Consider the following 26,734-nt stretch of genomic DNA (forward strand, 5'->3'; position numbering starts at 1 on the left):
CTATCTCTCCCCGGTGACTGACATCGCTGCTTCGAAGTGCGGAGACGAGAATGCAAAACAAGACTATTACCGAACTGGCGGACCGCTGGATGGATGAGGATCCAGGCGACCTCACTGAACTCGAGCAGACGGTTTTGCAAAGCGCCATTGAGAAACGCGCGGTTTCCAGGGATCGCAACGAGGCCTATGAGAAGGAACTGACATTTGGCGAACGCGTAGCGGACGCAATCGCCCGGGTAGGCGGCTCGTGGACGTTCATCTTCGCCGCCTTGGCATTTCTGTTGCTGTGGACTGTCGGAAATAGCCTGCTGCTCGGGCGCGACCAGTTCGATCCGTATCCTTACATCCTGCTCAACCTCGTGCTGTCGATGCTCGCTGCACTTCAGGCGCCGGTGATCATGATGTCGCAGAACCGGCAGGCAGCGCGCGACCGTCTGGATGCCGCGCACGACTATCAGGTCAATCTCAAGGCTGAGATCGAGATTTTGGCGCTGCACGACAAACTCGATGAACTGCGGCGCAACGAGATCCTGCAGATACGCGACCAACTAACTGAACTGGCGACCCATCTGCAGCGCATCGATAAAAATGCAATCGCGGGGAGCCGGCCGGAATAACGGAGAGGGTTCAACTATGGGAGTCCCGACCGTGCTTGTTTCGCTGCAGACCTGGGCACGACTGGTGGTTCCATCGACTCTGAGGAATACATGAAGAAGCACGATACAAATTACACTTTCACTGCCCGGCCTGTCGCGATCCCTCCTTTTTTATCGAGACGAATGATGGAGACATCTTTATTTTTCGCCCACATCAGCCGACGCCTTACAATAACACTCTACATTCACTAATAACGCATACCAATTGTCGGCAAATATGGCGAATATTTGATGAACAATAGTTATATTGTATTAATTATTATTAAGATGACAGAGTGGAGGTGGCTAAATATTCTTTTTCTAGAGGCTGAATACTGCTGAACGAAGATCGCAAAGCGGCAGTATGAGACAGCCCCGACTGGAAGCTCATGCTTCCCCAATTCTAGGAGACTCAAAAATGCGCTCGTTCATCAAGACGTCTGCAATCGCTGCTCTCGCCCTGTCAATAGCCGCAGGCGGCGCCTTCGCAGCCAACCATCATGGGCACGAGGATCGTGGCATTTCCTCGCGGGGCCCTGAAAACGGGGATTACTACCAAGGGGTATTCGGCGACGACGACGGGACAGCGCCGCCGGTACCGGTATACCAAACCACAGCATCCGTCGCCGTACATACACCACGGCTCGGCAATATTCTCGGAGAGCTTCGCGCTGCCAATCATCGCATGGATACCAAGCGCTCGGAGGGCGAACTCAGTGCAGTGACCTTTAACTGGCTGCGGCGCGAGGAAGCCAACATTCGCGCACGAACTGTCCAGGTGGCGGACCAGCACGGTGGCATGATTCCAAAGGAATTCTACGCACACCTGCAAAAGGACGTTCGTCGGCTTGACGGAGAGATTGCCCGCTCAGCCTGATGGCCGGATGCTAGGCCCGTAAACCTGTCTGCGAAGCCGGTCTGTTTCGGCGGAACCGGCCATCTAGAGAACCGCCGCAGCTTAGCTGCGGCGGTTTTGCTGATTCTCAGCTGCACCCGTTCTGGACTGAGCAGCGGAATACCGGAATACATTGTGCGATCTAATGAGCACGAACGAGAACATCTGCCGCTGCGAGCCTCACGCGGAGGTAAGGCCGCTCTCGGACCCGTTGCGGACATCCGGACCGAAGCACCGAATGACAAAAAGGTACGCTCAAGGCGGACGTTGATTTCTCGCCTTAGTCGGCTCCAAGCAGTCACCCATAAATTCGATGAAGCGTTGCGTCGTTGCCGGAGCAGGCGCGTTTCAATGGCGGCGAAGACAGAGCGGCAGCACGTGAAGCAGACGGCCATCGGCCAAATCCTCGGCGACGATTTCCTCCGCCAGAAGGGCGATGTCTAAGTCGAGCGTGGCCAGCTATCCGACATGCGGCGCATGCAGCCGATTTGAGGAATGTCGAAGTGGCTTAACTGCCAGCGGTCTCGAACATGAGCGCTCGAAAACAGGACCGCCGCACTGCTCGTTCGTCGGTATTGCCTCGGCGTTCTCGTCGCATCGGATGCAAGGAGACGCGAAGGGCGAGCAGGCGGTTGCGTTACACATTGCTCAGGCGTCAGTTCAACTCAATACGTTCTCCCGTTGCCGCCGAGCGTTTTACCGCATCGATTACCCTCACGGTTTCGAGCCCCTCACGCCCGCTGACAAGCGGCGGTTCGTCTCCGCGGATCACCTTGCAGAATTGCCTGATCTGCAGGACGAGCGGGTCCTCGTCGTCGACCTCGATACGCTTTTGGTCAAATGGCTCCCACCAGCTCCGTTTACCAGGATTGCGCCAGACTTCGAGCGACGGAACAGCCAGCGACCCGTGCGTTCCTCCTATCATGTAACAGGATTGCTCCGTTTTGGGGTAGGCCGGATTCTCCCCGGTTGTCATCTCCCAGCTCCACGGTGCGACCACCGAGTCCGAGACTGTCGCAGTTCCCAAAACTCCATTCTTGAACTCGATCAGGATCACAGCCGTTTCCTCAACTGCGTTGCCGCGCACTGCGTTGGACTCGCGTGCCTGAACCGCGGCCACATCGCCGAAAAGGTAACGCAGATTATCGACATCGTGGATGAGATTGAGGAGAACCGGCCCCGCACCGCGCTCACGACGCCACGAGATGTCGAAGTAATCGTCGGGCTTGAACAGCCAGAACATCGCATTGACAACAAGAACGCGGCCGAGCTTTCCGCTTTCGATGATTTCCTTTGCCTTCTGCATCACCGGATTGTGTCGGCGGTGATGGCCGGTCAAAAGAGGAACACCTTTTGCCTCAGCCGCTGCGATCAGCTTTTCCCCGGATATAATGTCGTCGGCGATAGGCTTCTCGATGAGTGCGGGAACGCCTGCTTCAACGGCTTCCAACCCGTTCTGGACGTGAGCCTGGTTGGGCGTAGCCACGATGATCCCGTCAGGTCGGTCTGCGGCAATCATGTCCGCGAAGCTTGTAAACCACTTCACGCTGGCTTCCTTGGCAATAGTCTCGCCAACCGGCGTGGGATCGACCACGGCACTGAGTTGCGCCGAGGGCTCGGCCAGGACGTGCTGAATATGGCGCTTACCGATGAGGCCTGCGCCAAGTACGGCCAGCTTAACCCGTCGGGTCATGGTCACCTCAGCCCTTGCTCGCCGCCTTGATCATTGTCGCCGCGCGCCGGATGCCAAGCTGGTATCCTTCTGTTCCAAGGCCGCAGATCACGCCGTCCGCGCGGTGCGAAACGAACGAATGGTGTCGGAAACTTTCGCGCTTGTGCACATTGGAGATGTGGATCTCGATCACAGGCCCTTCAAATGTGTTCAGAGCGTCGAGGATGGCGAGTGAGGTATGGGTAAAGGCTGCCGGATTGATGACGATGGCCGCACCGTCCTCGCGCGCCTCATGAATCCAATCGATGAGCTCGTATTCCCGGTTACTCTGATGAAAGCGGATTTCATGGCCGAGTTCGGCTGCCAGTTTGCGGCAGTCCGCCTCTACGTCTGCAAGCGTTTCATGCCCGTAGATGTGCGGCTGGCGTTTGCCAAGCAGATTGAGGTTTGGTCCATTGAGAACGTAGATCAGGCTCATAGTATATTTTCCTTCTTGAGCACGCTGTCCTGGTCAGACGAACGCGATTGCTTGAACAGCAAAATCAGGGTCCGACTCGTAGAGATCTGCGCGCAAGCCGAGCCTTCCCGCTTCGAGAGCAGGCGCGGCGATCGCCCGCGCGGCGTCGAGAACGGCAGTGAGAAGCTTCTGCTTGGTCTCTGCAGCACGACCCGGTGCCATCCGCACGATAATTTGGATGAAATGATTATCGACATGCTCATCGCCCACGCAGGAGTATGTCGCCTCCCGCGCAAGCGTGCGCACGGCGGAAGGTTTCACAAGGCCGCCATCGCGAACGCAGCGATGCACGCTCAGCGTGAGCCGGTCCATGGCTACATGCTCGCCTGCGCCCCGGCTATAATCGATAATGATATGCGGCATTTGGGATCTCCCCATCAAGCCGACAGGCGGCACAAGTCCATAAAGTGACGGGACATGCGCTCTGCGTCGGGTGCTATCCCGGTGAACAATTCGAAAGCCGCTGCTGCCTGGTAGACGGTCATGCCGCCGCCACGAAGGGTCCGGCAGCCTCTTCTTTCGGCGAGAGCAAGGAGCTCTGTGACGAGCGGCATATAGACGATGTCGGCGACCCAATGCCGTGGCAGAAGCCATTCCGGGTCGATCGGCAAACCAGGATGGCTCTTCATACCCGTCGGTGTCGCGTGAATAAGGCCGTCCGCGGAGCGCAGGGTGCTGCCGACATCCGTCGTGGCACGAGCGCAATCCCTTGAGAACCGATCGTTCAACTGCCCAGCCAAGGTTTCTGCTCGTGTCGAATCCTGGTCAAAGATCGATAATCGCTTAATACCGAGCTTGATTGCGGCATGCGCCACGGCGACACCGGCGCCGCCGGCGCCAAGCAGGACGGCATGCGACTTCGCGACGTGAGGAAGGCCGCGCTGGAAATTCTCGTAGAAACCGTACCAATCAGTGTTGTGGCCGATCCTCTCGCCGTCACGAAAGACCACGGTGTTGACCGCACCGAGCATCCCTGCATCCTCGGAAAGGCGGCTGAGGTGGGCGATCACCGACTGCTTGCACGGATGTGTAATGTTGCTTCCGGCAAAACCGCGCCGCCCTTCCTCGTCGAGGAGGTCTGGTAGCGCCGAGGCAGGAAGGCCTCGCTCGGCCAGATCGAGAAGCTCGTAACGGTAATCGAAGCCCTGATGTCGAGCCTCCGTTTCGTGGAGCGCCGGGGACTTTGACAGTTGGATGTCGGCCCCGATCAGTCCCACGAGGAATTTCTTGTCGTGCATTGGTATCGCTTTCGAACGTCAGTGGTGGGCAAGGATTTCGCCGAGGAAGGTTTTCGTGCGTTCGTGCTTGGGAGACTTGAAGAAGATCTCCGGTTCGGCCTCTTCGACGATTTCTCCTAAGGCCATGAAGATGACGCGATCAGCGACCTGACGGGCAAAGCCCATTTCGTGCGTGACACAGATCATCGTCATGCCGTCACGGGCGAGCCCGATCATGGTGTCGAGCACCTCCTTCACCATTTCAGGATCGAGGGCAGAGGTTGGTTCGTCGAAGAGCATGACCTTCGGCTCCATGCAGAGCGCGCGAGCGATGGCAACGCGTTGTTGTTGCCCGCCGGATAGCTGCGCAGGATACTTTTCAGCCTGGTCAAGGATTCGAACGCGCTCGAGATATTTTCGAGCCAGTCGCTCTGCGTCAGCGTGGCTTGTGCCCCGAACACGCATCGGGGCGAGTGTACAGTTCTGAAGTACGGTCATGTGCGGGAAGAGATTGAAGCTCTGGAAGACCATTCCCACTTCGCGCCGTATCGCATCGATGGATTTGGTGCTTCCGTCCAGTACCTGACCCTCGACGACGATCTTGCCTTCCTCGATCGTTTCGAGGGCATTGATGCAGCGGATTAACGTCGATTTCCCGGAGCCTGACGGCCCGCAGAGGACGATTTTTTCGCCTTTGCGGACCGACAGACTGATGGATTTCAAGGCATGGAAAGCGCCGTACCACTTCTGCACGTCCTCAAGGGAAATCAGCGTCGGTCGATCGTTTGCGGAATTTAGCACGGAACCCTCCATTTGGGCTTTAATTGACGGTGAACGGGATGTTCGGAATGGATTCCGGGAACTGCGGCAGATCGATCGCCATCCACTTCTTCGTGATGGCGGCAAGCTCACCATTGGCCTTGATCTTCTCGATGAAGGCGTTGACGGCTTCGTTCCAGTCCTTCTCGCCGAGACGGGTTCCGACGCCGTTGTAGGTCGTCAGAAAGTTAATCTTGCGCTCATAGGTGCCGGCACTCGCCGCATCCAGACGCTGACCATAGAACTGGTTGCCGCCAACCGCCTTTACCTGTCCGGAGATCAGAGCCTGGATGGTTGCAGCGTCGTCATCAAAGCGGCGAACCGTTGCGGTGGATCCGACGGCGTCCGTTACTGCCTTATCCTGCGAACTGGACTTCGGAACGCCGATCTCCCATCCCGCAATGTCCTCAGGCTTCGTAACCGTGTCGGACTTCGCGGCATAAAGCGAAATCGTGTTGGCGGCGTAGGGCTTGCTGTATTGAATTGATTTCGCACGCTCTTCCGTCATTGCCATCGTTGCGAACAGGATGTCGACTTTGCCGGTCGTTAGCGCGGGAATGCGGTTGGCAACGGCGAGCGGCTGGAATTGAACCTTAACGCCCAACTCCTTTGCAAAGAGGTTGGCGACGTCAGCGTCGAAGCCGTCCTGCTGGCCGCTCGTATTGACGAAACCCCAAGGCGCGTTGTCGCCCTGGATGCCGACGACCAGCGTGCCCTTTGCCTTGATTTCTTCTACAGTTGCCGCAGAGGCGGCGGCAGCGCTGACGGTTGTGAAGGCAACAGTTGCCAGTGCAAGTCCGAGAAAATTCCGACGATTGGTATGCATAAGTATGCTCCTCCTCCAGGGTTTTGCTTCCAGCGAAGCGGTTAGCGGACGGCTTTCGACATCCGTTTTTCGAGGCCACTTCCGGCATGGGAGAGGGGCCAGCAAATGATGAAGTAGATTGCGGCGACGATCCCGAAGACGAGCAGCGGACGATAGGTCTGGTTTGAAATGATCTGGCCGGCGCGAGTCAGTTCAATGAAGCCGACGATTGCTGCTAGCGACGTGCCCTTGATGAGCTGGACAAGGAAGCCGATCGTGGCCGGCATCGAGATTTTCAGGGCCTGCGGCAGGATGACGTCTTTCATCCGCGAGACATAATGCAGACCGAGGGCGTTGGCGGCTTCCGTCTGGCCCTTCGGCACAGCCTCGATGGAGCCGCGCCAGATCTCTCCCAGGAAAGCACTGGCATGGAGCGTGAAGGCGATTGCGACCGCGATCCACGCGTTGACCTCGATGCCCAACAGCGCAACGCCGTAATAGACAACGAAGAGCTGCATCAGAAGGGGCGTGCCCTGGAAGACACCGATATACCCTGCGGTGATCGTCCGGGCGACCTTCGTCTTCGAGGTGCGCAGCAGCGCTATCAGGATTCCGAATATCCCCCCACCGATGAAGCCCACGATCGCGAGCAGGACGGTCCATTTCAAACCCTGCATCAAAAAGAAGAATTCATTTTCGCCGATGGGACCCATGGCTGCCTCCTATCGCGTCGGGTAGTTGAAGTAGTGACGAGAAATGAGGGCAAAGAGGCCCATCATCAGTGTGGAGATAACCAGGTAGATAGCGGTCACCGTGAAATAGACTTCAAAGCTGCGGAAGGTGTCAGACTCAATGCGCTGAGCGGCCGAGGTCAGTTCGTAGGCGGCGATTGACGTGCAGACAGACGTTGTCAGTGTCAGCATGATGAATTGGCTGGTAAGCGAGGGATAAATCGCCCGAAGTGCCGGCTTGAGCACGATGAGCCGGAAGACGTCCGCCTTGTGGAGTCCGAGGGCGAAGCCAGCCTCGATCTGGCCGCGCGACACGCTCTCGACCCCGCCTCGGATGATCTCGATTGCGTACGCCCCACCATTGATGCCGAGAGCAATGATCGCCGTAACGGTCGGATTGAGGCGTATGCCCATGAGAGGAAGGGCAAAATATATGAAGAAGATCTGCACGAGGAATGGCGTGTTTCGCACGACCTCGACGAACACGATCACCGGAGTGCGCGCAATTCTGCTCTTGGAAGTCCTTGCAACGACGCCCAGGATTCCGATGACGAGTGCGAGAAGCATCCCGGCCAACGCAAGGCCAAGCGTCCCAAACGAAGCCCAAAGCAATTCAGGGGCGCGGTCAAGGACCGCACCGAAATCAAACCTATAACCCATGTATGACTTCCTCCTCCCGACCGGCTCGCGCCGCGTCGGCACCGGATCAATGATCCGGTCTCAGTAGTCCCACTGCGCTGTCGTGGAGATGTTTCAGGTGTGCCTGTGGGTCCACCGACCCGACGAGCGGCACTTCAACCGAGATAGCGGCGCTATCCTTGGCTGTGGTCCAGAGCTCCTTCAATGGCAATTCGCCTTCTCCAGGAGCGAGCCTGCCGCTTCTCGCCTCGGCGATCATTGCGTCCGATGTTTTGGGAGCAGGCCCGCGGACGTCGCAAAGCTGGACGTGTTTTACCTTCCCTGCGTTTGCGCGAAGTTCGTCGATCGAGGCGCCATTTCGGAAGAAGTGAATCCCATCAACGAGGGCACCGGCGTTCTCTGCTCCGCAGGAATTCACGACCGCTACGCTGTCGCGAAAGGTTCTTACCGTCCGCCAGCCCATGTTTTCGATGTCGACTGACATGCTATATCGCGCCGCGAGGGCGCAAAACTCAGAAAGGTTTGTGGCAAGACGGCCGCCGTCTCGATCATCGCCGCAAACACTCAGCCGGCGCGCCCCTATGTTCGCAGCGGCTGCGACGGTCGCCTCATGGGAGGCCGCAACGAAGCTCTCATCGATCACGAAGAACTCGATATCGAACACCTTGATGCCTTCGCCATCGGCAATTGCCTTGAACTCCTGGGCACTCTGGCTGCCCACCGGCAACTCGTAGAAAGGGGCTCCGGGAAAGGCGGGGTGCAGACGCAGACCTATCGACGCAAAACCCGCCCGAGCAGCTGTCACGGCGAATTCTTTGGGCGGCAGCGCGATGGATGAAAAATGCGCCACGCCCAGTTCAAGGCCCGGTCTTGGCGTCGCGACGGTCATCACAAGATCCCCTTTGTCGCGAGGTGATTGCGCAGATTGGTTCCCGTGCGGTGAATATGCTGACGCAACATATCGCACGAATAGTCCAGATCCCGCGCGACGGCTCCCTGAGCGATCTCGCTGTGCTCCTGGCTGACGTTGCGGTCACCCGACGTGCGGGTCAGAAACACCCGGCGATAACGGTCGTTGAGATTAAGAAGCAATCTGCAAAAATGGAGCAGGATCGGCTTCCCGCAGCCAGATATGAGTGTCAGATGAAATTCGCGGTGGAGCTCTTCCCAGCGCTCCAGTGTCTCTGGCCGAGCCGCGTCACGCTCGGTGCGGTTAAGGCGATGCAGCGCGCGCATGACGTTGCCCTCCCACTCCACATCGCCGAGCCGCATGGACTCGCGAAGCGCAAAGACTTCAAACTCTTCGCGCAGGGTGGTGATCTCTTCCAGATTGGCCAAGGAAATTGATGAAACGCGGTAGCCGCGATTGTCCTCGAACTCCACTAGACCGTCCGATATCAGCCGCGCCAACCCTTCACGCAGCGGACTGAGGCTTACGTTGAACGTCTTGCGCGCCTTGTCGAGATTGATCTTGCTGCCGGCCTGAAGCTCGCCGGAGATGATCGCTTCACGAAGACGGGATGCAAGCTGGCTCCCAATTGTGTTTTTGCCGTCATCGAGAAAGCCAGAAGACGACGGAGCATCTTCTGTCGTCGGAGCAAATGCGCCGTCGTCATCCGGTACCATTGTTCCTCCCAAGGCTCCCCCGAACTAATTGTCGATGATCGATACAATAAACGATTATTCGTGTCAACTTGAGAGCGCTGAAATCTACACAAAGTTAAGCCTCAGCTTCCTCTTCGCAAACGATATATAATAGAATCAAGGTATTGCATGCAAACGTCCTGTTTCTTTTGGCTTATTGGCGCCGCGAGAATGCACGGCGGCCTTGACAGATAATCGATTATTTTGATAGGCGGGGAAATCGGGAGGTAGCCCACATGGTGATCAAAACTGAAAGCGATCTGACGCCAGCCGTCCTCGCTGTGATGAATCGCACTGAAGACCCCCGCCTGCGAGAAATCCTCGTCGCGATGGTCAAGCATCTTCATGCCTTCGTGCGCGAGGTTCGATTGACGGAGGTCGAGTTTCGGGAGGCGACAGCCATGCTGAATGAGATCGGGAAGCTGCATACTGATCACCACAACGAGTTTGTGCTGATGGCCGGTTCTCTTGGCGTGTCCTCACTTGTCTGCCTGCTGAACAATGGCGACAGAGGACAGACTGAGACCTCCCAGTCGCTGTTGGGCCCATTCTGGCGCCTCAACTCTCCGCGAGTCGAAAATGGCGGGTCGATTATCCGATCCGAGACACCGGGCACTCCCTTGTTCGTGCATGCCAAGGTCGTTGACCGCGACGGTAAGCCAATTGCCGGCGCGGAAGTGGATGTGTGGCATGCCTCTCCCGTCGGTCTTTATGAAAACCAGGACCCGGACCAGGCCGAGATGAACTTGCGCGGCAAATTCATGACCGACGAGCAAGGTCGGTTCTGGTTCAGGACCGTGAAGATGGTCGGGTATCCCATACCAGTCGATGGCGTGGTCGGACGCCTGCTCAAAGCTCAGGGACGCCACCCGTACCGACCAGCGCACCTGCACGCACTGATCTTCAAGCACGGATATAAGACGCTGATTTCCCAAGTCTTCGATCCCAGCGACCCGAACATCGACTCCGATGTTCAGTTCGGTGTCACGGCAGCGCTGACCGGCGACTTCATTCGCCATGAGGAGCCCCATCCGACCGAAACGGATATTCCTGGTCCGTGGTTCTCGCTCGACTACACCTATGTCATGGAACCCGGCGAAGCCGTTTTGCCGCGTCCCCCGATCAAATAAATCACGATCAGCAGAGCAAACGATATGATCACCGAAGAAGAACGCCAGGCCGCGGCAGACGCGCTGCTCAAAGCTGAAATCGAGCGCAAGCCGATCATACAGCCCAGCGAGACCTACCCGAACCTCGAGCTTGAGGACGCCTACCGGATTCAGGCTTTATGGGCGGAGGCGAGGGTGGCGAAGGGCGCACGGATCGTCGGGCATAAGATTGGCCTGACGTCACGCGCAATGCAGATGGCTTCGAAAATGACGGAGCCGGACTACGGCTGCATTCTTGACGATGCCCTTTACAACGACGGAGCGCAGATCAGGGCTGACTTGTTTATCAAGCCGCGCCTCGAGGTCGAGCTGGCCTTTGTTATGGGTGAGGATCTCGTCGGACCCGGCACCAGGATCTATGACGTCATGCGTGCGACCGAATTCGTTGTCCCGGCGCTCGAGATTATCGACTACCGGACCGAAGTCCCTCGAGCGATCACCGACACCATTGCGGACAACGCAGCTTTCGGCGCCCTCGTCGTTGGCGGCCGTATAATTCGCCCGATGGACATTGATATCCGTTGGGTCGGAGCGACTCTTTCCAAGAACGGCATCATCGAGGAGTCGGGCGTGTCGGCGGCGATCATGGGACATCCGGCAGCCGGCATCGCGTGGCTGGTCAACAAACTTCATGCTGTGGGCGGTGGCCTGAAGAAGGGACAAATAGTCCTGGCCGGCTCCTTCACGCGTCCTGTCGATATCGCGAAAGGTGATGTCATTCAGGCCGACTATGGCCCTGTTGGCTCCATCGGCGTGTCGTTCGTGTGAGGTGCTAGATGGAACATCCTGTCAATCGGTTCAAGCAGAAGCTTCTTGCTGGTCAAAGTCAGATCGGCCTGTGGTGTGGCCTGCCGGGAAACTACGCCGCGGAAATCGTCGCGCCTTCAGGTTTCGATTGGCTCCTGTTCGACACGGAACATTCTCCGGGTGACGTTCTGACCGTCCTGCCACAATTGCAAGCGGTCGCACCATACGACGTTTCCCCAGTCGTCCGCCCGGCCATCAACGACCCCGTTCTCATCAAACGTTTCCTGGATATTGGCGTTCAGACACTGCTCATTCCCTACGTTCAGAACGCGGAAGAGGCGAAAGCCGCAGTCGCGGCGGTGCGATATCCTCCGGATGGAATTCGTGGTGTTTCTGCCCTGACGCGCGCCACTCGTTTCGGCCGAGTTGCGAACTATGCGCAAAATGCGGAACGGGAAATTTGCCTGTTGCTGCAAGTTGAGACGCGGGAAGCGCTTGGCAACCTCGAGTCGATTGCCTCGGTAGAGGGAGTGGATGGGGTATTCGTAGGACCGGCAGACCTGGCAGCGAGTTTCGGACACAGGGGCCAACCGAGCCACCCGGAGGTGGTCGATGCAATTGTCGACGCGATTGAACGCCTGAAAGCGTTGGGCAAGCCTGCGGGCATTCTTACCCCGGATGAGAAGTTTGCGGCGCGGTGCATCTCACTGGGAACACTATTTACTGCCGTTGGTGTCGATGTCGCTGTTCTGGCAAGGGGATCGGAAGCACTCGCGGCACGATTTGCATCGCAAGGAGCGGGCCGCGATGCCGGAACGTGATGAACTCCTCACTGAAATCGCACCGACGGGAGTCATCAGAGCGGCGGTCAACATGTCGAATGCCGCACTTGTCCAACTCGATCCAGTGACAGGCTCTCTAACAGGGCCGAGCGCGCAGATCGCGATCGCACTTGCGGCAGAACTCGACTGCAGTTTGTCGCTGGTTCGATACGGATCGGCCGCTGACATTCTCGCGGCTGCCGAAGGCAACGAGTGGGACGTTGCGTTCATTGCTTCCGATCCATCGCGTGCCGACAGGTTCTCCTTCTCGCCCTCCTATACCACGGTGACCGCCAGCTTTCTGGTGTCAGACAGTAGCCCGCTGGGCAGCGTCGAGCATGTCGACGTCAAAGGGGTACGCATTGCCGCCGCCAGAACCGCTGCGTATACAAAGCAGCTTGAGCGACAGATTAGAAATGCAATCCTCCTCCATACCGAAAATCCCGCCTCCGCCCTGGACATGCTTGTATCCTCCCAGTGCGATGCGGCTGCGGGCTTGACCGAGTCCCTGTCACGTTTCTGCGAAGAGAAACCAGGTTTCCGCGTTGTTGAGGGGACATTCTCGAAAGTGCCTCAGGCGATCGCTGTGCATCGGAGGTGCGTTCACGCTTCAACCTTCCTGTCGGACTTCATCCAGCAGCATTGCAGTGCGGGTAAGCCGAGCAATTGAAGCAGTTGGCGGGACATGCGAGGGAGCCAGGTCGAGGGGACGCGACACGTTAACTCCCGAATAGTCAATTGGAATCCTCTTCCTTCTCAAGCGTTCCGACTCGGAAGTTCATGTTTCGTTAAGCCTTAGCGTACGATGAAAGGGTTGGCGGCGGCCGTGCCCTGGATCCTGGGCGTGTGCTTCGTGGTGCTGGCGCAGCAAGTCCTTGCCGTAGTCGTTGCCATTCGACGTCCTGACGACCGTGTGGATGTGCCCGCGCGTCGGCCACGCCCCGCCGCCACCGCCAGAATGGCCCAGATCGGCGCTCCTCCCCCAGCACCATGACCGCCAGGAAAACTGCGAGCGCGATCGCGACCGACTGGGTGAGCATCATCAGGCGGCGGCGCGGAAGCCGGTCGGCGGTTTATTGCCGGGTGATACGATTGCGTTAGGGACTATCGTCCTTTCCGTGCCGATCGCATCGCGAAAGTCTCTTTCCTGGACGATCGCTACTCCCGCAACCACCGTCAGCTTGTCAAGCCAGGAAGAGCTTCGACGCAAGCAACAAGACGGCAGCTAAAATTCGTCCTAGTACGGGCCGGCACGATTGGCCGAAAGGTCCCGCTTAGCGGCCGATTCGCTCGTTCGCTCGAACTTCCGCAGTCTACTCACCCACGACGCTGATGAAGGCGAATTCTGGACCCGTTGAGGACATCGCGCGCTACCGCCCAGAACTTCCGTATTCGTTGCGCAAAGCAGACCGTTGTGTTGGCCTCCTCAGAATTTCGACCGGCCGCTTTGGAGCTCGCGCCTTAGGCCCGCATCCGAACACAGCCGCATAATGCGAAGATCGATTCTCAGCCTCTCGAATGAAAGGCATTGTAGGTTTCCGCGGTCGAGTCGACGTCCTCGTAGTGCTGGCTCCAGCCCCGTGGCTGTGCTCCAAGGCGCCTTCAAGCAAGCACGATTCTCATAACCGCTTCAGAATGGCTTCTGATGCCTTCTCCGCGATCATGATCACCGGCGAGTTCGTGTTGCCGGAGACGATCGTCGGCATGATGGAGGCGTCAACGACACGCAATCGGCCGACGCCGTGCACGCGCAGCTTCGCGTCCACCACAGCCATAGGGTCACTCCCCATCTTGCAGGTACCGACCGGGTGAAAGATGGTTGTCGCAATGTCCCCGGCGCGGCGGATCAAATCCTCGTCGCTGTCGTGCTCGCGGCCGGGAAGCATTTCCTGCGGCCGGAATTGCGCAAGCGCCTTCGTTTCCATCAGGCTGCGGGCGTGGCGAATGGAGTTCGCGCAAGCAATCGGTCGCCGGCGGTGGAGAGATAGTTTGGGCGTATTTCAGGTGGCTGTGCCGCATCACGCGCGGTGACATGCGCTGTGCCGCGGCTCTCTGGCCGAAGATTGCAGACGGACACCGTAACGGCTGGATAGCGGTGCAACGGCTCACCGAGCCGGTCCGTGCTAAGCGGCTGAACGTGATATTCGAGATCGGCCGTCGCGACCGCCGGATCGCTCTTGGCGAAGATCCCGAGCTGGCTCGGCGCCATTGAGAGCGGGCCGGATCGGCTAATGGCATATTGCAGCCCCATGCCGGCGCGGCTGAAGAGGTTGTGATAGAGCTGGTTGAGTGTGCGCGCGCCTTCGATCTTGAATACGGTGCGGATCTGCAAGTGATCCTGAAGGTTCTCGCCGACGCCCTGAAGTTCGTGGTGGACGGGGATGCCGAGGGCGGACAGCAGGGCCGGTCGACCGATGCCCGACAGCTCCAGGATTTTGGGCGAGTTGATGGCGCCAGCCGACAACACCACTTCGCGTGACGCACGAGCGACCCAGAGGCGGCCGTCAAGGCGGAAACGCACGCCGGTGACCATCTTGCCGTCAAACTCCAGCCGTTCGGTCTCGGCCCCGGTCAGGACGCGCAAATTCTTGCGCTTCATTGCCGGCCGCAGGAAGGCTTTGGTCGTATTCCAGCGCACGCCGCCGCGCTGGTTGACTTCGAAATAGCCGGAACCCTCGTTGTCGCCGCCGTTGAAATCATCCGTCTTCGGAATGCCGAGCTCCTCCGCGGCATCGCGGAAGGCGTCGAGGATCGGCCAGGAGAGACGCTGGCGCTCGACGCGCCACTCGCCGCCCGCCCCGTGAATGGCGGACTTGCCGCGGTAATTGTCCTCCGACTTCAGAAAATAGGGCAGCACGTCGTCCCAGCCCCAGCCCGCATTGCCCGCCTGCCGCCAGCCGTCATAGTCGGCAGCCTGCCCGCGCATGTAGATCATGCCGTTGATCGACGAGCAGCCGCCGAGCACCTTGCCGCGCGGATAGTTCAGCGCGCGGCCGTTGAGGCCGGCTTCGGGTGCCGTCTTCATCAGCCAGTCGGTGCGCGGATCCCCATGCAGTAAAGATAGCCGATCGGCACATGCACCCAGTGGTAGCGGTCAGAGCCCCCCGCTTCGAGCAGCAGAACCCGGTACTTCGGATCGGCCGAGAGCCGGTTTGCGAGAACGCAGCCAGCCGAACCGGCACCGACGATAATGAAGTCGTATATGCCTTCGTCCACCGGCATTTCAGTGTCATGCATGGTCATGCTGCAACTCCAGTCTCCCGGCCTGTGGTTGCCGAAAGCCGCCGCCAAAGCGGGGTCATCGCATCTGCTACGTCCCTGTAGAGCGCATAGCGGCGATGGTAGTGCGCGGCGAGCGCGCTATTCGGTCTGTAGTGCCGGTCGACACGTACCATGGCGGCCGCGCCGTCGGTGAAATCGGCGAAGAGGCCGACGCCCGTCCCCGCCGCGATCGCTGCACCCAGCGCGCCCGTTTCCCGCGAGGTGGTGACGGAGACGGGAACTCCGAGCACATCGGCAAAGATCTGCGGCCAGAGTCGGCTGCGCGAACCGCCACCGGACAGGACCGCCTCGTCGAAGCTGGCCCCCGCGTTACGAATCGTCCCGATATGATGGCGGTGGCCGAAGGCGACGCCTTCTAGCAGGGCACGGATCAGATGCCCCTTGCTGTGCCAGCCCGCGATTCCATAAAAACCTGCCCGCGCGTGGCCGTCCTGCTGGGCGCCGTAGAGATAGGGGTGATAGAGCGGATCGTCCGCAGCGGGTTCGACGGCAGCTGCCAGCGCGCAGCAGGCGTCAAAGGGCGAGAGGTTCTCCGCATGCTCCCCCTCGAAGAACTCCCGCACCAGCCATTCGAGATTGACAGCAGAGGTGGCGCTGTTTTCCATCGCCATGTAGCGGGTGCGGTCGAAGGTTGACGACATGAAGACGGGACCGTCGAGATCGGGACCGTCTATGATGACCTGGTTGATGCTCCAGGTGCCCGCGATGATCGAGGCGCTGCCGGTGCGCGCCACGCCGGAACCGAGGGCCGAGGCGACGACGTCGAAGAGTCCGCCGATCACCGGCGTGCCCGCGGCAAGCCCGGTTTCTTTTGCCACCGCCTCCGTCACCGTGCCGGCGATATCGGCGCTTTCGACAAGTGGCGGCAACAGGTCCATGCAATCGGCAAGCCCGTATGCCTCCATCAGTGCCTTGTCGTAGCAGCGCGCCCCGAGGTCAAGCAGGCCGGCGCCCGACATGTCCGAGACCTCGCTGACGCGGCTCCCCGTCAGGCGGTTGACGACGAAATCCTTGGAGAAGAACACGGTGCCGATGCGCTTGAAGACGTCCGGGCGATTGCGCTTCAGCCAGGCGAGCAATGTCGGAGTCTGCGAAGGCCACGGGCGCTGGCGGGCGATCGGATAGGTTCGATCGCCCACACCTTCCGTCGCCCATTCCTCGACGAGGCCCGTCGCACGTGTGTCGAGCGACTGGATGCCGAGGAGCGGTTCACCGTCGCGGTCGAGCGCATAAAGTCCGTTACCGTGGCCGGCGCAGCCGATCGCGGCGATTTGGGTCGCGGCGATGCCCGCCCTGTCGAGGCAGGTGCGGATGACGCGCTTGGCATTGGCCCACAGTTCGCCGAGGTCGCGCTCGACATGCCCGGGGCATGGCATGCGGCTGTGGCCCTCCTCCCCCGCATGTGCAAGTTCCCGGCCGGTCCGGTCGAAGATCACCGCCTTGATGACGGTGTTGCCGGCGTCGATCCCCAAAAGATAGTCTCCCATTCGGAACCCCTCCCAAGGTTCGTTTACGCTCTCACCCCTGCTGATAGAGCGCGAAGGCGTCCTCGCCGCCGGCATCCTCGTGCACGATCGCCATCAACCCGCGCACCACGGCGCTAGGATTGGCGTGCTGGTAGATATTGCGCCCATAGACCATGCCCATGGCGCCCTGCCGCATCAAGGCGGCTGACTTGTCAAAGACTGCGCGAAGATCCTCCTTGCCGCCGCCGCGCACCAGAACTGGGCAGCGCGCCGCCTCGACGACACGATGGAAATCCTCCGCATTGGTCGTCGGGTCCGCCTTGACGATATCGGCACCCATCTCGCGGGCAAGCCGCGTCAATGTGACGATCTTTTCAGCATCGCCATCGACCATGTAGCCGCCGCGGTCCGTCACCGGCTGCATGACGAGCGGTTCGATCATCAGCGGCATGCCGTATCTTTCGCAGTCTGCCCGCACGCGCGAAATGTTCTGGACGCACTGGCGGAAGAGATCGGGTTCGTCGGGCAGCATGAAGAGGTTGACCACCACGCAGGCGGCATCCATCTGCAACGCACCGATCAGCGGCTCGGTCTCGTTCTGCAATACCGCCCACATGTCGCGATGGCGGATGCGGTTATATGGGTTGCCCATGTCGATGCGCATGACGAGCGCCGGCTTGTCCTTACCGGGAACGTCCTGCAACAGGTCGGCCTGGCCGTAGTTCATCTGGATCGCGTCAGGTCTGGCCTGGAGCAGCGCCTTTACGACGGCTGGCATGTTCTCCAGCCCATCGAGGAAGGACGGCTCGTTGCACACGCCGTGATCGATCGCCACGTCAAGGCAACGGCCGTTGCCGAACAGCCGGTTCATCCGGACCTTGCGGTTGTTTCGCATAATTCACTCCTTTGTTCGTTCCTTGCGGAAAGGGTTGCCTCCGCGACGCCGTGGCGCTCGCGCATGAGGGTGAGAAAACGGCTCAATTCCTCGGCCTTGGTTTGCTCCGGCCAGCCCTTTTCGGCTGCAAGCAGGTCGAGCGCGGCCTCGGCCATGGCAAGCGAAAGCTCGCCGGTGATGGCAAGTGTCGTGCGTCGGAGGAGCAGGTCGTCCACATGCTCGACCGCCTCCGTGCGGATGAGATGCAGGAGCTCCCGGGCGCTGTAGCCGGCATGGGGCAAGCGGTGGTCCTGCCCCGCGGCGGTGAAGCGAGCGACGTCCTCCGCGTCTGTGCCGTAGCGCTCGAAAAGCGTCGCGGCGCGATCGGGGGAAAGGCCTGTCGATTCCGACAGGTCCCGGATCCAGCCGCTATGGTCTTTCGGAAATTCACGTCCGCCGCCGAAAGTGCGATCGGCCGTGTTCACGCGGCGGCTCTGGCCCAGCCGTTCCAGCGCCATGTCAGCTGCGAGCTCGCCGAAGGATCGGAAAGTCGTCCACTTGCCGCCGATCATGCAAATGACCGGCGGCCCACTCTCGCCGCCTTCGAGCACGGTGCAGAAATGGTCGCGCGGGATGCGGCCGGTGAAGCTATCCTTGCTGGCCGGCAGCGGTCGCACGCCGGCGAACTGAAAGACGATCTCTTCCGGTCGGATGCGCACACCCGGCAGCACGTAGGCAAGCGATTGCAGGATATAGTCCCGCTCTTCGGCCTCGCACCGCACTTCATCGGGATCGTCGACGCGGATATCCGTCGAGCCAACCAGCACCTTGCCGAGGTAGGGAAACAGGATGCAGATGCGCCCGTCCTCGTTCTCGTAGTAGATCATGTGCCCGTCGAGCATGTCGTGGAGTGCCGGATTGTCGATGATCAGGTGCGAGCCCTTCGTGCCACCCATCACCGGCGCGGGTCGGTCGTCTGCAGGAAACAGCGTGCCGTTTGCCATATCGATCCAGCCGCCGGTGGCATTGACGACCAGCCGCGGCCGGATCGGGAATTTATCTCCGGAAAGCTTGTCATGCAGCAGGAATTCCCCGGCATCGGCCTGCACGAGCGTCGCGTAGTTGAGGGCGCCGGCATTCGCCCCGGCGGACAGAGCGTCGCGCAACAGCTCGATGCCGATGCGTTCGGGATGACTGACCCAGGCATCGTGATAGGTCGCCGAGCTCAGGATTGCCGGATTGAGCGCCGGCCATTTTTCCAGCGTTGCCTTGCGTCCGCGAAATTGGTGGCGCGGCATCAGCGCCCGCTTGCGCGTCAGGAAATCGTAGATGCCGAGGCCCGCCTTGATGGCGACGGCACCACGACGGCTGGGACGGCGGGTGAGGCGAAGAAAGCGCACGATGCCGTTGGCGAGACCGGAGAAGAGGTCGAAGATCGGCACCGTGGTCGGCAGCGGAGCGACATAATGGGGGGCGTTGCGCAGCAGCCGGTCGCGCTCGACGAGCGACTCCCGCACCAGGCTGAACTCACCATTCTCCAGATAGCGCAGGCCACCGTGAACCATGCGCGACAGCGCAGCACTTGCGCCGGAACAGTAGTCGCCCTTCTCGACCAGCAGCACGCTCGCGTTCTGCAGCGCCAACTCGCGGAAGACGCTGATCCCGTTGATGCCGCCGCCGAGGACGCACACGTCCACCTTCGGGCTTTGGCGCAGCCCGTCCAATGTCTCTTTCCGGTCCATGATGACAGTCCGTTATCCGTCCATGTTGGCCAGCTTCACCGAAACGGCCGTTTCGATGGCTGCCAGATCTTCATCGGAAAGCCGCAGCGTGCCCGCTCGCGCATTGTCGAGCGCCTGCGCCGGGTTGCGCGCGCCGCACAGGGCAAAGGTCACGCCCGTCTGGTTGAGTGTCCAGGCGATCACCGTCTGCGCGATGCTTGCGGCGTGCCGCTCCGCGACGGGCCGAATCGCCTCGGCGAAATCCCTGGCCTTCTGCCGGTTGGCCATGGAAAAGCGCGGATTGTCCTTGCGCTGGTCATCGCCTGAAAACGCCCGGTTCGGTTCGATCGTGCCGGAGAGGAGACCGAGCGCGAGCGAGGAATAGCTGAGCGTCGACACGCGATTGGCAACCGTGAGCGGCAGCAGTTCCGACTCGATCTGGCGATCGATCATGCTGAACCGTTCCTGGATCGCGTCGAGCGATCCGGTACTGATGTATTGCTCCAGCTCCTCACGGCTGACGTTGCTGGCGCCGATCGCGCGGATCTTGCCGGCTCGCTTCAGCTCCTCCAGAGCCGCAACCGTCTCCTCGATGGGCGTCGTCGCGTCCTGCCAATGAGTGATATAGAGATCGATATGATCGGTGCCGAGGCGGCGCAGGCTTTGCTCAACCTCATGGATGATCGAGTCCCGACCGAGATAACGATGGACTGGCTTGCTGTCCTGGTCGAAGAAGTGGTCGCCTTTCTTGGTATGCCACACGAGACCGCATTTCGTGGCGATTGCCGCCTTGTCGCGGCGGCCCGCGATCGCCTTGCCGACGATCTCTTCCGAGCGGCCGAGGCCATAGGCCGGCGCCGTGTCGATGAGGGTGACGCCGGCCTCGAGCGAAGCCTGAATGGCGGCAATGGATTCCGCCTCATCCGTTCCGCCCCACATCCAGCCGCCGATCGCCCAGGTGCCGAGGCCGACGGCCGATGCCTTGACGCCGGAGCGTCCGATCTCGCGGGTTAGCTGCTCACCGCTCATGCGGAAAATCCTTCCTCAGAGGCAATTTCAAGAATACGCACGCCGGTCGCCTCGTCGGTTACGAGCGTGTCGAGATGGTTGCCCCGCATGACGCTGAGAATCGGGCCCGCCTTGTTCGGTCCGCTCGCGACCCCGATCTTGGTCGGGATCGAGGCAAATTCCTCAAGCGTCAGCGACACCAGCGAACGGTTGAGGCTGTAGTCGCAAACCCGGCCTCGTTCGTCGAGCAGGTGGGCGAGCAGTTCGCAGGTCGCGCCGGAGCGTTCGATCGCCGCCCGGTCGGTGCTCGAAGACGGATGCAGATCGTAGTAGCTCGAGTCGTCGGTAAGGATCGAGCCGATGCCAACCACCGCCACCTTCGCCTCGCGCGCCCGTTTGAAGACGTCGGCGACGGAGCGCATGCTGATCAGCATTTCGCGCTGCTTGGCATCGTCGGCGAAGAGGGGCGCGTGGATCTGGTAGGAGCGTCCGCCGAGCCGGTCGGCCATCAGGGTCGAGACATGATTGACATCGGTGTAGTGTTTGCCCTGCACGCAGCCCGTCGCCGGGATGACTTCGACATCGAAACGACGCGGCGGCTTCAGGCCGGCGACGACGGCGCTCACGCCCTTGCCGCCGGTGATGCAGATTGTGTCGCGGTCGCCGATCTCCTCGAGCAACAGCCGTGCCGCCGCCTCGCCGACCGACTGAAGCGCAGTCTGCGGATTGCCGGAAATGGTCGGCACCACGACCGCGCGGCTGATGCCGCCGAGCGCGAGCAGTCGCTCCTCCATGTCAACCAGCGGCTCGACCGGCGATTTGATCTTGATCTCAACGAGACCGAGCTGGCGGCCGCGCTTGATGAGGCGGTTGACGGTGGCTTGCGAGATGCCGAGTTGGTCGGCGATCTGGGCCTGCGTCAGACCCTCCATATAGTGCAGGACGAGCGCCTGGTGCATCTGGCGGGCGATGACGATCTCCTCGCGCGGTGCTGTCGTCCGGAGTTTCGGATTGGCGATTGGCATGTCAGGCGGCCTTCCGATTGTGCAGGAAATGGTCGATGGAAACGGCAGCGAGCAGAATGCACCCCTTGATCATGTCCTGCCAATAGACGGAGACGTTCAGCAGGATCAGCGAACTGGTGACGACAGAGAGAAGCGCTATGCCGAGGATGGCGCCGAGGATCGTGCCGGAGCCGCCGTTGAGCGAGGCGCCACCGATTACCGCCGCCGCAATGATGTTGAGTTCCATGCCGACGCCGAAGGTGGGGGTCGCGGCACCGAAACGGGACATGTAGATGGCTCCCGCCACACCGGCGAGCGTCGAGCAGAGCACCGTCACCCAGAATTTCACGCGATTGGTCTTGATGCCGGAATAGAGCGCCGCCTTCTCGTTGCTGCCGGTGTAGAAGACCTTGCGGAAGGCGGTTGCCCGGCGCAGCAGGAAGTCGAACAGGATGACGACGGCGACGAAGATCAGGATGACATAGGGAACGCCGTAAAACGTGCCCTGCCCCACCGCCTTGAAGCCCGACGGCAGTGTGAAGAGCGAAAGCGGCGTGCCCTTTGTGATGATGAGGCAAAGCCCGCGTACGATCACCATCGCGGCGAGCGACGTGATGAAGTGGTTGAGACCCACGACCGTCACGAAGAAACCCATGATGCTGCCAATCGCGCTGCTCGCGGCAATGCCTACAAGAGAGGCCGCCCAAGGGTCGACGCCGGCTAGGAAGAGCGAACCCGAGAGCACCATGGCAAAGCAGACGACGGAGCCAACCGCGAGATCGATGCCGCCGACGATGAGCAGGATCGTCATGCCCACGACGACGATGCCCTCAACGGAAAAACTCATCAGCATGGCGCGGAAGTTGCCGAGTGTCAGGAAATGCGGCGAGGCAAAGCTCATCATTACGCAGAGTGCAAGGATGATCGCGATCAGCCCCGCCTCGCGCATCCTGCCCATGCGCTTCCAGGACGATGTCTTCGGCGCGCCTGCCACAATCGTGTCGAGTGCCATTCCCGTCCCTCCCAATTTCTCGTCACGCTGCATGGCTCGCCGCCCTTGCCGTTCCCACCCCCGAGGCAAGGCGGATCACGGCCTCTTCCGTCATTTCGTCGGCGCCGAGTTCACCAGCGATGCGCCCCTCCCGGACGACGAGCACGCGGTCCGAGAGACCGAGCAGCTCTGGCATCTCCGAAGATATGACGATGATACCGATGCCCGAGCAGGCAAGCTCACGCAGCAGCCGGTGAATTTCCGCCTTCGCGCCCACATCGATGCCGCGCGTCGGCTCGTCCATCAGGATCACCTTCGGCTTCACCGCGAGCTGCTTGGCGATCGCGACCTTCTGCTGGTTACCGCCTGAGAGCGATTTTACGGGTGCCTCGACACCGCCCATCCGCACTGCAAGCCGTCGGGCGAAATCCTCAGCAAGCGCGGCCTCCGCACGCCCGTTCATGAGACCGACGGCATTCGTCAGCGACTTCAGTTCCAGCACGGAAATGTTCTGCGCGATCGACATCTCCAGAAAGATGCCAGCGCCCTTTCGGTCCTCCGACAGATAAACGACCCCGGCCTTCACCGCATCGGAATAGGAATTGATCGTCTGCGTCTTGCCGCGGAGGCGTACCGCACCGGCCGTGCGCGCTCGAAGCCCGCATATACCCTCGGCGATTTCCGTGCGGCCGGATCCGATCAGGCCGCCAATGCCAAGAATCTCGCCCTTGCGAAGCGCGAAGCTGACGCCATGGAAACGCTCGCCGTCACCAATGTTGTCCACCTCGAAGACCAGCTCGCCAGACGCCTCACCGGGCCTAAGCTTTTCCGGGTAGAGCTGCGTGATCTCGCGCCCCACCATCCGGCGTACCACGTCATCCGGCGTGATGTCGGCAATGCGATCGGTACAGACGTAACGGCCATCGCGGAACACGGTCACCCGGTCACAGAGGCTGAATATCTCGGCCATGCGATGACTGATATAGATGATTGATATGCCGTTCGCCTTGAGATCTCGGACAATCGAAAAGAGCTGCTGCGCCTCGCTTTCGGTCAGCGCCGCGGTCGGCTCGTCCAGGATCAGCACCCGGCAGTCGAGCGTCAAAGCCTTGGCGATCTCGACGAGCTGCTGGCTGGAAATCGGTAGGTCCGCAACCTTGCGGCCGACATCGATTGCGCCCAGCCGATGCATTACCGCCTGCGCGTCACGTTCGAGCGCGCGGTAGTTCATGAAGGGGGCACGGCGGCGGTTGGTCGCCGCCATGAACATGTTTTCCGCAACCGTCACATCCGGGCAGAGGGCGATTTCCTGATGCACCAGACCAATGCCGAGCGATTGGGCGACGGCTGGTGAGGATATCCGCACGACCTTCCCGTCCATGCGGATCTCGCCCTCGGTCGGCTGCAGTACGCCTGCGATGATGTTCATCAATGTCGACTTTCCGGCGCCGTTCTCGCCGCAGAGCGCATGGATCTCACCGCGTTCGAGTATGAAATCGACGTCCGTCAGCGCCTTCACCGCACCGAAGTGCTTGGTGACGCGATGAATTGTCAGCACAGGCTCCGCCATCGTGTTCCTCCCCTACCCGAGACCATCCGCGCTATGAGGCGCGGATGGCGCAATTCCGCAGCTTACTCCTCGATGCCCTTCGTGCCGCGACGTTTCAGGTATTTGTCCCAATAGAAGTCATCGGCATTTTCCGCCGTCACGATGGAGAGGCCGTTGTCGACGACCGGGATGCTCATCGGGTTGAAGCCGGATCGCTTGGCATCGTTCATCGGATCGATCAATTCCGGATGCTTGGCGAGCCACAGCAACATGAAGCCCATATAGCCCTGCATGCCCTGGTTCGGGTTGATTGAACCGAAGACCTCGCCAGCCTTGATCATGTCGAGGATATTGGCGTTGACGTCCGCGCACATGACGAGGACCTTGCCGCCGCTTTCCTTGTTGGCCTGGGCGGCGCCGATTGCCGAATTCGCTTCCGGCATGAAGACGGCGCCGAGGTTTGGATTGGCCTGGATGATGCTGTTGAGGCCCTGATAGGCCTTGGTCGGATCCTGATTGGAGGCAGCGCGGCCGACCAGCTTCATGTCCGGCCACTGCTCCTCCATGCGGCCGATGAAGGCCGCGATGCGCTTGTCGTGGTTGCCCTGGCCCGGATTTTCCAGAACCGCATACTCGCCCTTGCCGCCCATCTTTTCGGCGATCGCGTCGGCGGCATAGATGCCTTCGCGGGTATTGTCCGAGGTGATGAACGACACGCGCTTGGAGAGCGGCGAGTCGGCCGCGAAGGTCACGACCGCCGTGCCCTGGTCGATCGCGCGGTTGATCGGCTCGATGAAGGGGTCGGAGTTCATCGGATGGACGAGAATACCAGCCGGGTTCTGTGCCAGTGCCTGGTCGAAGGTGGCGATCTGTTTGTTGACGTCATATTCCGGCGTGCCCGTATATTCCGTTTCGCAGCCGAACTGCTGGCCCGCCTGCTTGAACATTTCATAGACCGGAAACCAGTATTCGACGCCCGAGACCATGACGTTCATGACGTATTTTTCGCCCGGTTTGCAGCGGAACGGGTTCTCTGTCTCGGCGGCTGCGGAATCGGCAAAAAGCGTTGCCGCAAGGACCGCCATCGCGGTCGTGCTAAAAAAAGTGCGCAAGTGTCCTCCTCGAGGCCGAAGCCCCTCCCAAAAATCCCGAAGGCGCCGAACCGACGCCGATCTCAGTGAAGACCGGATTTCCTCCTCGAAGTCCGGTATGGGCAGCTAAATGCAAAGCGCATGGCCTGTCAATATAATTCATCGTATGAATTATATTTCATACGCTCGCAAAGGGCGACAGCCGGGCGGTGAGGACGTGACCAATCCTCTGCTCCCCACTCCACCCGAAAAATCGCTTCTCGAAGTACGATCCATGCGCTTGAAGATTGAGTGCTAAGGTGTGGGGGTGGCTTTTGGGAGGAAAGCTATGTCTAGCTGGAACTCGGGCCGCATCATCGGTCAGAAGCCTCCATTAAAGCCGAAGGAGGTCTGGGCCATCCGCACCCGCCTCCAGATGTTGGGTGCAGTGCGCGACCTGGCGCTGTTCAACCTCGCGATCGACAGCAAATTGCGAGCTTGTGATCTCGTCGCGATCTCAGTTGGCGATGTTTCGATTTCCGGGAGGGTTCGCGAGCGGGCGATCATTATTCAACGGAAGACCGGCCGACCCGTGCAATTCGAGATCACCGATCAAACGCGGGAGGCTATCGCGGCATGGATTGGAAGTCGCAGGCTCGGTGAACGGGATTACCTGTTTCCAAGCCGCGTGCACGTATTGCCGCATCTGTCGACGCGGCAATATAGCAGGGTCGTTGAACGGTGGGTGTCGAGCATCGAATCCCAAACGCTACGGCACACACTCGATGAGGCGGACGAAGGCGGCCCACATTTACAAGAAGACGGGCAATCTGCGCGCCGTCCAGCTCTTGCTCGGCCACAAGAAGCTGGAGAGCACCGTACAGTACCTCGGAATCGAGGTGGACGACGCCCTGGCCATCTCTGAGCAGGTTGAGTTGTAGTTACTCGATAGCGGCGCTTCGAACAGAGGCGCCGCTATCGCCACGCGGAAGCCAAATTCGACCCGGTCGGTGATCACCACGGGAGCAACATTCAAGGCCGCGATGGTCAATTATCATCCCGGCGCAAATGGCCGGGCTCTTGGCGCACCAGGCAGGGCTCGCCATTCAGTCGGGCTCGCGTCCGTTCGATCCGGTCGCCTTCGAATCGGCGCTGCAGCCCGGCATGCATATAGTCGGCGACGCGATCATCGGCGGGGTATGCCGAAATCCGCCTTCTGCGCTGACAGCCGGGCCAAAGCCTGCGCCTTTGCCATCGCGGCCGATCTCACCGAATCAGCGCGTTTCCCGGCGCATTTGTTCAACACCTGCCGCACCCTTCTCGGCCCGACGATGCGTTCAGCAACGCCATCAGCTTCAAGCTCGTCGACGGGAAGCTCAAGAGAGTCATCGGGTTTGTCAGCAAGGTCGAGGAAAGCTCCGAGGTCGCTGGCAGGCTGCGCTCGCGGCGGAAGCCGGA

24 protein-coding genes and 2 pseudogenes are annotated in these 26,734 nt (G+C 60.3%); 7 read left to right on the forward strand and 19 right to left on the reverse strand.

The genetic code is table 11. The annotated features are described in order from the left end of the window. Nucleotides 1-50 precede the first annotated feature (50 nt). Together USDA257_RS27455 and USDA257_RS27460 are read left to right on the forward strand one after the other, a co-directional pair. On the forward strand, nt 51-617 hold the full coding sequence (locus USDA257_RS27455; protein WP_014766252.1) for a DUF1003 domain-containing protein: 567 nt from the start codon (nt 51-53) through the stop codon (nt 615-617). 436 nt (nt 618-1,053) lie between these two features. Then, nucleotides 1,054-1,512, forward strand: a complete 459-nt coding sequence (locus USDA257_RS27460; protein WP_041414725.1) for a hypothetical protein — start codon at nt 1,054-1,056, stop codon at nt 1,510-1,512. Between the two features lie 673 nt (nt 1,513-2,185). Here the strand turns inward: USDA257_RS27460 and USDA257_RS27465 are convergent. From USDA257_RS27465 to USDA257_RS27510, 10 genes are read right to left on the reverse strand one after another with little or no spacing between them, the layout of a single operon-like run. Further along, complete coding sequence (locus USDA257_RS27465) at nt 2,186-3,223, reverse strand: Gfo/Idh/MocA family protein (protein WP_014766254.1); 1,038 nt, start codon at nt 3,221-3,223, stop codon at nt 2,186-2,188. A gap of 7 nt (nt 3,224-3,230) precedes the next feature. After that, on the reverse strand, nt 3,231-3,680 hold the full coding sequence (aroQ, locus tag USDA257_RS27470) for a type II 3-dehydroquinate dehydratase (protein WP_014766255.1): 450 nt from the start codon (nt 3,678-3,680) through the stop codon (nt 3,231-3,233). A 33-nt stretch (nt 3,681-3,713) separates the two neighbouring features. Continuing rightward, a complete protein-coding gene (locus USDA257_RS27475; protein ID WP_041414727.1) occupies nt 3,714-4,082 on the reverse strand; it encodes a 5-carboxymethyl-2-hydroxymuconate Delta-isomerase in 369 nt (122 codons plus the stop codon). 14 nt (nt 4,083-4,096) lie between these two features. Beyond that, the gene (locus tag USDA257_RS27480) at nt 4,097-4,957 is read right to left on the reverse strand and encodes a shikimate dehydrogenase (RefSeq protein ID WP_014766257.1); all 861 of its coding nucleotides are present in this window, start codon (nt 4,955-4,957) and stop codon (nt 4,097-4,099) included. Between the two features lie 18 nt (nt 4,958-4,975). Then, nucleotides 4,976-5,737 (reverse strand): amino acid ABC transporter ATP-binding protein, encoded by a 762-nt coding sequence (locus USDA257_RS27485; RefSeq protein ID WP_014766258.1) that lies wholly within the window; start codon nt 5,735-5,737, stop codon nt 4,976-4,978. A 19-nt stretch (nt 5,738-5,756) separates the two neighbouring features. Continuing rightward, a complete protein-coding gene (locus USDA257_RS27490) occupies nt 5,757-6,581 on the reverse strand; it encodes a transporter substrate-binding domain-containing protein (RefSeq protein ID WP_014766259.1) in 825 nt (274 codons plus the stop codon). A 41-nt stretch (nt 6,582-6,622) separates the two neighbouring features. Then, nucleotides 6,623-7,273 carry an amino acid ABC transporter permease gene (locus USDA257_RS27495; RefSeq protein WP_014766260.1) on the reverse strand — a complete coding sequence of 217 codons (651 nt, stop codon included), beginning with the start codon at nt 7,271-7,273 and terminating at the stop codon, nt 6,623-6,625. Nucleotides 7,274-7,282: 9 nt separating this feature from the next. Beyond that, nucleotides 7,283-7,951 (reverse strand): amino acid ABC transporter permease, encoded by a 669-nt coding sequence (locus USDA257_RS27500; RefSeq protein ID WP_014766261.1) that lies wholly within the window; start codon nt 7,949-7,951, stop codon nt 7,283-7,285. 46 nt (nt 7,952-7,997) lie between these two features. Further along, a complete protein-coding gene (locus USDA257_RS27505; protein WP_014766262.1) occupies nt 7,998-8,819 on the reverse strand; it encodes a sugar phosphate isomerase/epimerase family protein in 822 nt (273 codons plus the stop codon). Continuing rightward, entirely contained in the window at nt 8,819-9,556 is a 738-nt protein-coding gene (locus USDA257_RS27510) for a GntR family transcriptional regulator (protein WP_014766263.1), read from the reverse strand. The genes USDA257_RS27505 and USDA257_RS27510 overlap by 1 nt, the downstream gene beginning before the upstream one ends. A 254-nt stretch (nt 9,557-9,810) precedes the next feature. Between USDA257_RS27510 and USDA257_RS27515 the strand changes: the two genes are divergently transcribed. Genes USDA257_RS27515 through USDA257_RS27530 form a run of 4 tightly spaced genes read left to right on the forward strand, consistent with a single transcriptional unit; the run spans nt 9,811 to nt 12,981 of the window. After that, nucleotides 9,811-10,704, forward strand: a complete 894-nt coding sequence (locus USDA257_RS27515; RefSeq protein WP_014766264.1) for an intradiol ring-cleavage dioxygenase — start codon at nt 9,811-9,813, stop codon at nt 10,702-10,704. A 24-nt stretch (nt 10,705-10,728) separates the two neighbouring features. Continuing rightward, on the forward strand, nt 10,729-11,511 hold the full coding sequence (locus tag USDA257_RS27520; protein WP_014766265.1) for a fumarylacetoacetate hydrolase family protein: 783 nt from the start codon (nt 10,729-10,731) through the stop codon (nt 11,509-11,511). 8 nt (nt 11,512-11,519) lie between these two features. Then, nucleotides 11,520-12,311 (forward strand): 4-hydroxy-2-oxoheptanedioate aldolase, encoded by a 792-nt coding sequence (gene hpaI / locus USDA257_RS27525; protein ID WP_014766266.1) that lies wholly within the window; start codon nt 11,520-11,522, stop codon nt 12,309-12,311. Next, nucleotides 12,298-12,981 carry a transporter substrate-binding domain-containing protein gene (locus USDA257_RS27530; RefSeq protein WP_014766267.1) on the forward strand — a complete coding sequence of 228 codons (684 nt, stop codon included), beginning with the start codon at nt 12,298-12,300 and terminating at the stop codon, nt 12,979-12,981. The genes hpaI and USDA257_RS27530 overlap by 14 nt, the downstream gene beginning before the upstream one ends. A gap of 949 nt (nt 12,982-13,930) precedes the next feature. Here USDA257_RS27530 and USDA257_RS27535 read toward each other — a convergent pair. From USDA257_RS27535 to USDA257_RS27575, 9 genes and pseudogenes are all read right to left on the reverse strand, one after another. Further along, nucleotides 13,931-15,548: pseudogene (locus tag USDA257_RS27535) on the reverse strand (GMC family oxidoreductase). Nucleotides 15,549-15,550: 2 nt separating this feature from the next. Next, nucleotides 15,551-17,080: an FGGY-family carbohydrate kinase gene (locus USDA257_RS27540; RefSeq protein ID WP_014766269.1), complete on the reverse strand. Its 1,530-nt coding sequence runs from the start codon at nt 17,078-17,080 to the stop codon at nt 15,551-15,553. 31 nt (nt 17,081-17,111) lie between these two features. Then, entirely contained in the window at nt 17,112-17,954 is an 843-nt protein-coding gene (locus tag USDA257_RS27545; RefSeq protein WP_014766270.1) for a class I fructose-bisphosphate aldolase, read from the reverse strand. Then, nucleotides 17,927-19,675 carry a glycerol-3-phosphate dehydrogenase/oxidase gene (locus tag USDA257_RS27550; protein WP_014766271.1) on the reverse strand — a complete coding sequence of 583 codons (1,749 nt, stop codon included), beginning with the start codon at nt 19,673-19,675 and terminating at the stop codon, nt 17,927-17,929. The genes USDA257_RS27545 and USDA257_RS27550 overlap by 28 nt, the downstream gene beginning before the upstream one ends. A 12-nt stretch (nt 19,676-19,687) precedes the next feature. Continuing rightward, on the reverse strand, nt 19,688-20,683 hold the full coding sequence (locus USDA257_RS27555; RefSeq protein WP_014766272.1) for an aldo/keto reductase: 996 nt from the start codon (nt 20,681-20,683) through the stop codon (nt 19,688-19,690). Then, nucleotides 20,680-21,687 (reverse strand): sugar-binding transcriptional regulator, encoded by a 1,008-nt coding sequence (locus USDA257_RS27560; protein ID WP_014766273.1) that lies wholly within the window; start codon nt 21,685-21,687, stop codon nt 20,680-20,682. Before USDA257_RS27560 ends, USDA257_RS27555 begins: the two co-directional genes overlap by 4 nt. A gap of 1 nt (nt 21,688) precedes the next feature. After that, nucleotides 21,689-22,678, reverse strand: coding sequence for an ABC transporter permease (locus tag USDA257_RS27565; protein ID WP_014766274.1), 990 nt, complete (start codon nt 22,676-22,678; stop codon nt 21,689-21,691). Nucleotides 22,679-22,700: 22 nt separating this feature from the next. Beyond that, the gene (locus USDA257_RS27570) at nt 22,701-24,227 is read right to left on the reverse strand and encodes a sugar ABC transporter ATP-binding protein (protein ID WP_014766275.1); all 1,527 of its coding nucleotides are present in this window, start codon (nt 24,225-24,227) and stop codon (nt 22,701-22,703) included. A gap of 62 nt (nt 24,228-24,289) precedes the next feature. Further along, entirely contained in the window at nt 24,290-25,318 is a 1,029-nt protein-coding gene (locus USDA257_RS27575; protein WP_014766276.1) for a substrate-binding domain-containing protein, read from the reverse strand. 307 nt (nt 25,319-25,625) lie between these two features. On the opposite strand from USDA257_RS27575, the pseudogene USDA257_RS34635 reads away from it, so the two are divergent. After that, nucleotides 25,626-26,217 (forward strand): annotated as a pseudogene (locus USDA257_RS34635) (tyrosine-type recombinase/integrase). The last annotated feature ends 517 nt before the right edge of the window (nt 26,218-26,734 follow it).

This window comes from Sinorhizobium fredii USDA 257 (assembly GCF_000265205.3).
GTDB lineage: Bacteria > Pseudomonadota > Alphaproteobacteria > Rhizobiales > Rhizobiaceae > Sinorhizobium > Sinorhizobium fredii_B.